At 43.8% G+C, this 11,001-nt stretch carries 7 protein-coding genes and 1 pseudogene; 3 read left to right on the top strand and 5 right to left on the bottom strand.

Annotated features, from left to right (window positions below; all coding sequences use genetic code 11):
* The first annotated feature begins 148 nt into the window (after window positions 1-148).
* Window positions 149-1,015, top strand: coding sequence for a prolipoprotein diacylglyceryl transferase (gene lgt / locus I8752_RS19830; protein ID WP_214434014.1), 867 nt, complete (start codon window positions 149-151; stop codon window positions 1,013-1,015).
* Between the two features lie 256 nt (window positions 1,016-1,271).
* Complete coding sequence (gene cobM, locus I8752_RS19825) at window positions 1,272-2,057, top strand: precorrin-4 C(11)-methyltransferase (protein WP_214434013.1); 786 nt, start codon at window positions 1,272-1,274, stop codon at window positions 2,055-2,057.
* A gap of 291 nt (window positions 2,058-2,348) precedes the next feature.
* Here cobM and I8752_RS19820 read toward each other — a convergent pair whose 3' ends face one another.
* The 5 genes and pseudogenes from I8752_RS19820 to I8752_RS19800 all read right to left on the bottom strand — a co-directional run bounded on the left by I8752_RS19820 (window position 2,349) and on the right by I8752_RS19800 (window position 9,695).
* A complete protein-coding gene (locus I8752_RS19820; protein WP_214434015.1) occupies window positions 2,349-4,181 on the bottom strand; it encodes a bifunctional serine/threonine-protein kinase/formylglycine-generating enzyme family protein in 1,833 nt (610 codons plus the stop codon).
* Between the two features lie 225 nt (window positions 4,182-4,406).
* Window positions 4,407-4,937: a DUF2085 domain-containing protein gene (locus tag I8752_RS19815; RefSeq protein WP_214434012.1), complete on the bottom strand. Its 531-nt coding sequence runs from the start codon at window positions 4,935-4,937 to the stop codon at window positions 4,407-4,409.
* A gap of 87 nt (window positions 4,938-5,024) precedes the next feature.
* Window positions 5,025-7,136 (bottom strand): bifunctional arginine dihydrolase/ornithine cyclodeaminase, encoded by a 2,112-nt coding sequence (gene argZ / locus I8752_RS19810; RefSeq protein ID WP_214434011.1) that lies wholly within the window; start codon window positions 7,134-7,136, stop codon window positions 5,025-5,027.
* A 654-nt stretch (window positions 7,137-7,790) separates the two neighbouring features.
* Window positions 7,791-8,204: pseudogene (locus I8752_RS19805) on the bottom strand (NUDIX hydrolase); the annotation flags it as partial.
* Between the two features lie 261 nt (window positions 8,205-8,465).
* Complete coding sequence (locus tag I8752_RS19800) at window positions 8,466-9,695, bottom strand: TetR/AcrR family transcriptional regulator (RefSeq protein WP_214434009.1); 1,230 nt, start codon at window positions 9,693-9,695, stop codon at window positions 8,466-8,468.
* 217 nt (window positions 9,696-9,912) lie between these two features.
* Between I8752_RS19800 and I8752_RS19795 the strand changes: the two genes are divergently transcribed.
* Window positions 9,913-10,767, top strand: coding sequence for an acyl-CoA desaturase (locus I8752_RS19795; protein ID WP_214434008.1), 855 nt, complete (start codon window positions 9,913-9,915; stop codon window positions 10,765-10,767).
* Window positions 10,768-11,001: the final 234 nt, after the last annotated feature.

The raw sequence follows: 11,001 nt of genomic DNA, 5'->3' as shown, positions 1-11,001 counted from the left end.
TGCGATCGCAGCACAAATCCGTTGTCCGTCTCCATTCATCCCCAGTCAAGCAAAACCTGCTCTAATTATTTATATACAAAAAGTCCCTTCTAGTCGTAGTGTTAGAAGCTGATAAAGCATAATAATTTAGTCAACTAGGTACTTTTGCATGACGCTGGATCTTTCAACTTTGCCTTTGGCGTTTCAATTTACTTCTCCAGGCCCTATTTTGAAACAAATAGGGCCAATCACTATCCGTTGGTATGGCTTGTTGATTGCCTCAGCTGTATTAATCGGCGTTAGCCTTTCTCAGTACTTGGCAAAGCGCCGCAATATTAATCCAGAGTTACTGAGCGATTTGTCTATTTGGCTGGTAATTGCAGCAATTCCGGCAGCACGAATTTATTACGTTTTGTTTCAGTGGCCAGAATATGCCTCGAAGCCAGAGAAAATCATCGCAATTTGGGAAGGGGGTATTGCCATTCACGGAGCGATTATTGGTGGCATTTTAGCAGCGTTAATATTTGCCAAAGTCAAGCAGATTTCTTTTTGGCAACTAGCTGATTTAGTAGCTCCTTCCTTGATTTTAGGACAGGCGATCGGGCGTTGGGGCAATTTCTTTAACTCAGAGGCTTTTGGCGGCCCTACCAACTTACCTTGGAAGCTGTATATTCCACCAGAACGCCGTCCTCCAGAATTAGTTAATTTTGAGTACTTTCATCCCACCTTCCTCTATGAGTCTCTGTGGGATTTGATGGTGTTTACCCTGCTGATAACTTTATTTTTTCGCAGTTTATCTGGCAAGTTACGCTTACGAGTAGGTACGTTATTTATGGTTTACCTAGCTACATACAGCTTAGGACGACTATGGATCGAGGGTCTTCGTACTGATAGCTTGATGCTGGGGCCGCTGCGAATAGCACAAGTTGTCAGTCTCACCGGCATTACCTTAGGATTAGCTGGGTTAGCTTGGCTTTATATACGTAAACGTCCTTTACCTGATGTAGTTTCTCCTTCTCAAGAAACACGGGTGTAGGGGAAGTTTGGAAAGATGAGGGAGTGGAGGAGTGAGGATGACGCACGCAAAAGGAGAATAACAACTAGCTAGCAATTGATGATTAAAAAATAAAAAATGCCCCAGAGTGTTCTCTAGGGCTTAACCAGGGTGCATCTACCATTTCTCTCTACTAGAGAGAGTATGGTTAATCCGGAAAGATACTGAGAAATTACCAAAAAATTTTTTGCAAACTTTATGGCTGCTGGTAATTACATAAATTAACTAAAAATTTTGTATGCAAAATAACTTCAGCAACATAAAATCAGCAGTATATATTGTAGGAGCAGGCCCCGGAGATCCGGAATTATTAACGGTCAAGGCGCAAAAACTACTGGCTGTTGCAGATGTAATTTTATCTGCTGATTCTCTAGTACCCGAACAGATTTTGCAACTTTGTCGAGAAGATGCAGAAATTATTGGAACTGCAAATAAGACTTTAGAAGAGATTTTAGCGTTGATGATTGAACGAGTGCGATCGCAGCACAAATCCGTTGTCCGTCTCCATTCTGGCGATCCCAGTCTCTACAGTGCAGTTCACGAGCAAATGCATTTATTGGCAGAGGCAAATATTCCTTTTGAAGTCATACCAGGGATTAGCGCTTTTCAAGCCGCTGCTGCCAAACTGAAAATAGAACTGACTGTCCCTGGTTTAGTCCAAAGCATTATCTTGACGCGGATCAGTGGACGTACAGAAGTCCCCGCTAAAGAAGAATTAGCCACTCTGGCTGCACATCAAGCTAGTCTCTGCCTTTATCTGAGTGCGCGTCACGTTGAAAAAGCCCAAACTCAACTACTCGAACACTACCCAGCCGAAACCTTAATAGCTATTTGCTATCGCTTAGGATGGCCTGATGAAAAAATCAGAGTCGTTCCTCTTCATCAAATGGCAGCCTGTACTCATGAAGAAAAGCTGATTCGCACTACACTTTATTTAATCAGTCCAGCACTCTCAACAGCAACAGGGCGATCGCGTTTATATCATCCCGAACACGAGCGTCTATTTCGCTCATCTCATAAGTAATAAGTAGAAGGCAGAAGGCAGGAGGCAGAGAGAAGTGCGGTCTTGGGCTTTGCCCAAGTGGAGCAACTTCGGAGAGGCAGAAGGGAAAAGCCAAATTCTGAGTGGATTTTACAGGTTGGCGGTTTTACATTTACTTATGTCCACCTACTTACCAATTCGTAATTCGTAATTAATAAATTCAGGTATGGTCTAGGTTTCGGGGTTTAAATGCGTTGTTTGATTTTAGAGAATTGGTATTACTCAGCACTCAGCACTCAGCACTCAGCACTCAGCACTCAGCACTTGCTATACTTAAAGCGAAACTGCAACCCGAAAACCCAAGACGTTGCCCCGACCAGATCGAGGATTCCAACTGCGATATGCAGACCGACATAACTTCGCAGAACTTTTCCAAGAACCACCTCGAATCAAATGAGATCGATTGTCATCGCTATCTAACCAAACAGTACCATCTGAAGGTGCGCCTTCATAATTTCCATGCCAGCGATCCGCGCACCATTCCCAGACGTTGCCGTGCATATCATATAAACCAAAGGCATTTGGCGAGAGAGAACCGACTGGGCTTGTTTGTCCATAATTTGAACTTTGGGAACCAGCGCCATAGCTGAGGTTGTTACTGTGGCTGTAGTTTGCCAAGCTAGAAGTAAGAGTTTCACCAAAATGAAACGGGGTGTGAGTTCCAGCACGACAGGCATATTCCCACTCGGCCTCGCTAGGCAAACGATAGTTTCGATTTGTTTTTTGGCGCAACCTAGCACAAAACTCTACTGCATCATCCCAAGTAATTTGCTCTACCGGACGATTTGCCCCTTTAAAATGAGCGGGTTCGGGTTCGAGATTGCGGTTAATTGAGGGAAGCATTGCTACTGCCTGCCATTGTGCCTGAGTCACTGGAAACTTACCCAGAAAAAAGGATGGGACTGTTACAGAATGCTGTGGACTCTCAGAATCAAATCGTTCTCGCTCATCATTGGGAGAACCCATCAGAAATTGACCGCCAGGAATCGAAATCATTTCTAAAGTGATATCATTGCCTAGTTCCTCGATAAAGCATAATGCCGATCCCTGACTATGGCTAATGTCACTAGTAACTGTAGAGGCAAACGAGCTTTTTCCGGAAACAGCGGCGATTTCAAACTCAAATTGTTGTAGGGGTAGAATTGCCGTCTCTAACTCACCTTGCTCGAACTCTAACAGATCGAAATCGAGATCGAGGGCGGATTGCAAACTAACGGTCTTGAAGTTTAACGATCGCGCTAATATAGATGATTCCACTAAAGGCGATCGCGGCAATACTTTAATTGCGCTCAGTGCTTCTAATGCTTCCACTGCCGATGGATAGCGCAATGTGTAATCGTTGCACACCATTGTATCTAAAACATCGGCGAGGCGATCGCTGACATGTTGTACGCGGTTACGCCAGAACAGTTGCCCAGTACTAGAATCTTCTGGCAGAAGATAGGGGGAAATTCCTGTTAAGGCTTCAATACCCATCATTCCTAGAGCATAGATATCACTGCATAGCTGAGGTTTACCCCTAGCTTGTTCAAAAGCCATGTATCCGATAGTACCAATAAACACACTGGTACGAATCACACTCTGAAAATCTATTGAGAAAGTACTAAGCTCTTTTACAGAACCAAAGTCTATCAGAAAAAGCTTGTCATCCTGTTGACACCGCATCACATTTTCGGGCTTGATATCTCGATGAATGACATTGTTTTGATGGACAAAAACCAGCACTTCCAAAATATCTCGCAAAAGCTTGGTAACATCGCTTTCTGGGAGTGGCTTTCCCCGGACAATTTCTTGTCTGAGGGTATGTCCCTCCACGTAATCTTGAACAATGTAGAGTTGATTGTTTATGGTAAAGTGAGCCAAAAGTCGAGGTATTTGGGGATGTTCGCCCAATTTCTCTAGGATCGCTGCTTCCTGCTCAAACAGTTCCAGTACCTTGGGATGGTTATGCTTTGGCTTGAGTTGCTTCACTACACATAGAGGTTTACTAGGACGTTTACAATCTCTAGCCAAGTAAGTTTCGCCAAAGTTGCCTTCACCTAGCTTTTTGAGGATTTGATAGCGTCCATCTAGTGTTTTTTTATAAAACCCATACTCAAATGCCATCAATGTAGTAACCTCCTGTTACTGAAATAATTATACTTAATAATTAAGATTTTTTAAAAATTATTACAGTAACTTGATTATGTATATTTGTTTCTAGCTATTAGCTGACTTGGTTAAATGGGCGATCGCTATCTAAACGCTGAGATGTAACTTTTATTTTGGAGTAAAAGAACTGCGGTAATACGTATTGCTTGTAAAAATTCTGAAATTAATTAAAGATTAGAGTCAGTTTTTATAAGATGAAGCTCTTGATGTTATCCCCTGCCATCGGTGCAATATGGGCATTGTAAACAATCCCCATACCAAACCCGTAATCAACCCAAAGGGCGTAACCACGTAATTATTAAAATCCCACAAACCAAAAACTTGTGCTGCTAATTCTAACGGATAAGCCATCATTAGTACACTTGCCAGCGCTGCGCCATTCCAACCATACTGACTCAGCCAATAAAAACCCTTACCGCCACTTACCCCATACAGCAGACGAGTAACCAGCAAACCCGTGACAGTGCCGTAGCAGCGCATACACACAGCCATGATAAACGGGGGTGCTAAATGTAAGCCCATCTCTGGTTGCGGACATACGCGATCGCCCATAAAATAAATGATGTCCGCAATCCCCCCAAGCAAAGACACTCCAGACGCAGCCAAAAAGGGGGCAACTGGCGGGCCAAAAACCATTCCCACCAGCATAAAATCAGCAATAAAACTGACCCAATTAATTTGCAACTCTCTAGTGAAAGCTACTCTTGCCATTGCTTTTCTCTGCGTCCTTTGCGTCAACCGAAGTTTGCAAGGGCGGGGGGAACCCCCACACGCAACTTCTCGATGTGGTTTATTTTCTTAACCTACCACTGCCCGATATGGACTTGTCAACTTATCCAATTGCTGTATCAACAGACTGAGGAATAATCCCACATCTGTCACCACACCGACCGATTCTACAGAACCGCGATCGCTTAACTTTGTAACCACTGCTGGATTAATATCCACACAGACCATTTTCACGCCCGCGGGTGTCATATTTCCCACACCAATCGAGTGCAGCATACTAGATAACATCAAAATCATCTCCGCACCTTCTAGGTGTTGGGCGTATTCTTCCTGTGCATGAATCAAATTCATTTGGGTATCAGGTAAAGGTCCGTCATCCCGAATCGAACCAGCTAGGACGAAAGGTACGTGATTGCGGACGCACTCATACATCACGCCGCTGTTAATTACCCCATCCTCAACTGCTTTGGCAATACTGCCATAACGACGAATGGTGTTAATTACCTTGAGATGATGGCGATGTCCGCCACGGACGGCAACACCCCGCTTCATATCCACACCCAAAGATGTGCCCATGATATTTTGCTCGATGTCGTGGACTGCGATCGCATTCCCGCCCAAAAGTGCCTGTACGTATCCTTCCCGAATCAGCCGCGATAGATGTTCGCCGCCGCCAGTATGAATCACCACAGGCCCAGCCGTGACAACTACTTTACCGCCAGCATCCCGAATCTTACGTAATTCCCAAGCCACTTGTTCGACGACCAATTCCACGCGTCGTTCGCTGGAAACACCCGCCGACATAAAACTGAATTCTTGTGTGTTGCGAATTTCCCGCGATTCAGTTTTGCGGATGGTGCGGATACCTAACACATCGACAACTACCTGTTCGTCAACTTCGAGATCGCGGAGAATTTTACACCTTGCTACTATACCATTGGCAGTTTGGGTAATGGCGATCGCGCCATCCATACGCTGATTTTCCACCTTCACCCATTGCCCATTTATCCGCACTTCAGTAGGATAAATTGTACTGACGTAGAAATCATCGGGAGCTACGCCAGCTTGGAGTACAGGCTCAAGTTTGGCATCGCGCTCATCTTCGGGTAAGTTGACAGCACCCAAATCGATTAATTGCGAGATGATTTCTTCCATCACCTCGTGGGAAGGCGCTGATACCTTCACCTCAGCAGCTGAGGTACTTTGTCGCTGTTCTCCCAAGTCGAAATTCAAAACTTGGAAACTGCCGCCTGCATCTACAATCAAATCCAAAGCGCGGTTAATCAAGCCAGAATCAAGCAAGTGCCCTTCTATCCGAATGATTCGGCTTTCTACCGATACATTGGCATGAACTTCTGCCCTGACTGGTTCCGTCACCCGCAGGGTAAGACATTTAGCCGCACCGCCAGCTTTGAGAAATTCTGTTAGTGGGGTTTCAATTACTTGGAAACCGACTTCTGCTAAACGTTGTTTTAAAGCATCACTCGCCTTATTCATGATGACGATGCTATCAACATTCACCGCATTACAAGCGAAGTTGACGGCATCAGCTTCCGCAATTGCGATGCGCTTTTCTGGTGCTACTCGCATTTCAATCATCCGGTTGGAGTAGGCATCAAAAGCGCCAGGATAGTACAGCAAATAGCCGTTAGCTAAAGGACAAAAGCAAGTATCTAAATGATAGAAACGTTCATCTATCAATCGTAGGGAAAGCACCTCAATATCTAGCCATTTGGCTATATAAGGGTGAGAATCTAATTCCGAACGAAAGCCGTATCCCGACCACAGCCAGCGTCCTTCCCGGTCTAGGAGTGCGTCTCCTGCACCTTCAAAAGGTAAATCTTTAGGTAGTTCGTAAACCGCGTAACCATTTTCCTCAAACCATTGTTTGAAGTGCGGTTCCTCTCCTTGACGTTCTTTGTGTAAAAAGCGGCTGAGAACGACGTTATCTCCAAGGACTAAGCCAGCGTTGGCGGTAAAAACCATGTCCGGCCAACCTTTTTCTGGCGTTACCAAATCTACAATAGCGTGTTGTTTCAAGACGTAATATAACTGCTGCCACTGTTCGACGGCGCGATCGCGCGATGACTTGTGAATGTTTCCTTCCATCCAGGGATTAATCACGTAGTCCACATCGTAGTGGTCGGGGGCGCACATCAAAAAGCGAATCTGGGAAGTCATAAAAATTTTACAAGCGTTATAGATGCTACAAGCCTAATTTTGAATACAGATTCTTGCTCTACTAATTTATTCAATCTGCTATGAAGTCTCTACCTTTAGATAGTTAAAAGTAGATAAAGGCTTTGCTCTTCATTCTATTACCCATAGCGATAAATTTAACTTATTACAAAGGCAACGCAATGAAAAGTTAGCTAATAATATGGTCACTGCAAGCGCAGCGTTGTGCTATTCTACCGCCATTTAGAGCTGATATAGCAAAGTGCTGAGTCACCGAAGTTTGCAAGGGCGGGGGGAACCCTCCGAAGTTGCTCCACTTGGGCAAAGACGACACTTGCTTCAACCGAGGGAACCTCGGCAACGCAGTGTCTCCCCAAGACCGCACTTCTCTCCGCACGCAACTTCTCGCGCTCGTGCTGAGTAAAAATCTAGTTGCTGTTGATTACGGCTATATCTGTGAGGTTTTACAGTAAATTTAAATGAGGATAAAGTACACAAGCTAAGTCTATTAGCCGGAATTTTACTGTCTACTTCATACTTCTAAAGATGTTTTTTCAACTGCGGATACAAAGCCAGAATTAATCCACAATGTTTGCATTGAGTTAATAAACTCAAGCGAAGATTTATTTTTAATAGAGGCAATGCATAAGAGCGGAGTTTAGTCTGAAAAAAACCCTTGAGGATCATTCGTTTGAGAGAAGCTTTTTTAACTAACCTGACAGCTTTAGTAACTTCTAACCACTGGCGTTGTCTTTTACCAACTTCTGGATATTCTTCACATACCATTTCTACTGGCATCAAATACATGTGAACTTGGTAAATTTTGCCTCGTTTGCGATATTTATAAGAACCTAGTTTTTTGACATCTACTTGTCCAATTACCCCTGCTTCCTCCCACGCTTCTTTTGCTGCGGAATCAGGCGGACTCATGCCATTAGGAATGCCTCCTTTGGGAATTACCCAATGCCGGCGATCGCGACTTGTAATCAGCAAGATTTCAATTCTTCCGTTGTTCACTCTGTAAGGAATTACCCCGGACTGCTTAAAGGCTTTGCTGACTTTTTGACTCATGGGACTTTAATCCTTTGTAATTAAGCCTTTACGTACAATTTTTTCTCCAGATGTTAGACACATAATACCGGATAGATTTTGATTAAGATATGTTGTGACTCGTCGGAGTTAATTGTTGAGAATTTTTACCTTTTGAGCATTTTTACATAATCTCAAACAAATTCAATCATCCCAATGATGGGAGGCAGAGGGAGCTGGGGAAGATGAGGGGGACAAGGGGAATAAACCCTAACTCAGCACTCAGCACTCAGCACTCATTCATTACGCCGGCTTATGATCTAAACGAGTTGCTTGCTCTAGGGCTGCTTTTTCTCTAGCTCTCCTAGCATAGGGCTGTAGTTGAGTGCGATCGCAACCTGTAAAAATGCTCAGGTTTTCTAAGCTCACACCTCGCATTAACATTTCTACACACCAAGTGTGTTGGGCTTGAGCAATTTCTGGCGATCTTCCTTGGGGAGTTAACAGTTTCTCTGTCCATGCTTGCCAATGCCCTAGAAGTTCTGCTTCTGAGATTGGTTTAGTTGCTTCGTCGAGAAACATCTCGGCGTTGTTATCTTTACGGCTTTTTAGCCACTTAATTAAAGGATTGTTGGTGTATGAACCATAACGTTTACCTAAAATCCACTGATTAACAGGCACTTGGCGGATGTAGCCTGGGGTTGTAATCTGAAGAAAGTGCCCATGAATATCGTTAATTTGATGCGATCGCTGCAAATTAACTATTTCTTTAGGAGATAACCCCGCTCCAAACAATACATATGCCAAAGCATAGTCTTTTATCCCCAATTTTCTGGCTTGTCGCAGAATTTCATGAACTAAACCAGCAGGTAAATCAGCTACTTCCTTGGTAATGAGGCTTCCTGATAAAGCTTCTATTGTTGATTCTGGAGTAGATGACATCGCTCCATGCAAAAACAACTCTACTAAGTTCTCTAGAAAATCATCCCGATTTTCCCATAGTTCGTGAAATTCACTGGTAAATTCAATAACGGCATAACCCAAAATCATCCCATTCAGCAAGCTAGCTAATTTTTCTGCTGGTAAATAAGTATTTAAGTCTCCCTGCTGAATAACAGTAGCTAAATACTGAGCCACGTAACCATTAGCCTCTGTCAACCCTCTGCCTAAGGCACGGCGATTTTCCGTGGGAAATTGGTCAGCTTCACCTACCACAGACCTAACAAACTCTGGAACCCGTTCTAATGCGTGCAAGCTATCACTTGCATAATCTTTCAGTGCTTGGTAAACATTACCAGGAGGAGTTGCCCGTCGTACCAAAGACTCACCTAAATTTTTGAAGGCTGCGGATTCTTCTAAGACTGCTAACAGCAATCCATGTTTATTACCAAAATTCCGAAACAGAGTAACTTCGTTGACTTCTGCTTTTTCAGCTATTTGCCGGGTTGTGGTGGCACTTACTCCTTGAGCAGTAAATAGCTCAAGTGCTGATTGAATCAGACGTTGACGCGCAGAAATAGGTTGAAGAGACATAAGAAAAATGCAAGTGGTACTTGCATAGGAATAAGAGAATTGTTAGCATACCAAATGTAAGTGATACTTGCCCTTCTTTACTGTAACGAACTGCTGTGCAGAGTGTGTAAGAAGCTTGTTTTGCCTGCTCTCTTTTTTATCTTTATGCCAACTTTTGCCAGAAGTCTCACACTCAAGAAAAAGCAAATCGCTTTATTATCCATCAACAGGAGTTTTTATGACCGCAAAACTTTCGGCGATCGCCCCTGAGAGAGGAAATTCACCTCGGCTCAGTTGGACAAATGTGGCATTTTTTGGTATGTTTCATGCCATAGTTCTTCTGGCTCCTTGGTTTTTTTCCTGGTCAGCACTAGGTTTGCTGATGTTTCTCCACTGGTTATTTGGGAGCATTGGCATTTGCCTGGGATATCATCGACTCCTGAGCCATAAAAGTTTTCAAGTACCTAAATGGTTAGAATATGCGATCGCTATGATTGGAGCGTTGGCTCTTCAAGGCGGGCCAATTTTTTGGATTGGCGCACATCGTCAGCATCACGCTCACACCGAAGATATTAACTTAGACCCCTACTCTGCTCAACGAGGATTTTGGTGGAGCCATATGCTCTGGGTTTTATATCCTCGTCCGGAATTCTATGATTATGAAACTTATCAAAAATATGCGCCTGACCTAGCGCGACAAGCATTCTATCGCTGGCTCGATCGCTACTTCATTTTGCTGCAAATTCCTCTGGGGCTGTTGCTGTATGTCTTAGGAGGATGGTCTTTTGTAATCTATGGAATATTTGTCAGGTCAGTTTTGCTCTGGCATTGTACTTGGTTTGTGAACTCTGCATCACATCTGTGGGGTTATCGTACCTTTGATGCCAATGACGGCGCTCGTAATCTTTGGTGGGTATCGCTTGTTACTTATGGAGAAGGATGGCACAACAACCATCATACTTATCCTCACATGGCAAAATCTGGATTGCGTTGGTGGGAAATTGATGTTACTTGGTGGAGCATTAAAGTACTGAAAAGTTTGGGTTTAGCTAAAAAAGTAATTTTGCCTCCTCCGCAAAATGTCAACATATAGCTGGGGACTGGGGACTGGTGACTGGGTGAAAAGTCTTTTTGTGTCTAGGTTTAATCGTCTGTTGATGTCCTAACACTACTGGCGACGGCTATAATTCGTAATTAATAATTCCTACAGAATTTTTCAGGTAAATAAAGTATGCGAGTAGGGGCGAACAGCCGTCCGCCCTTACAATTATCTGCACCTCAACCAAGATTTTTAACAAGTCTTGAAACCCTTATGGGACTAGAGGCG

Origin of the sequence: Dendronalium phyllosphericum CENA369 (assembly GCF_016056275.1) — a bacterium.
Classification (GTDB): Bacteria; Cyanobacteriota; Cyanobacteriia; order Cyanobacteriales; family Nostocaceae; genus Dendronalium; species Dendronalium phyllosphericum.
This window is presented reverse-complemented; position numbering and strand designations above follow the sequence as displayed.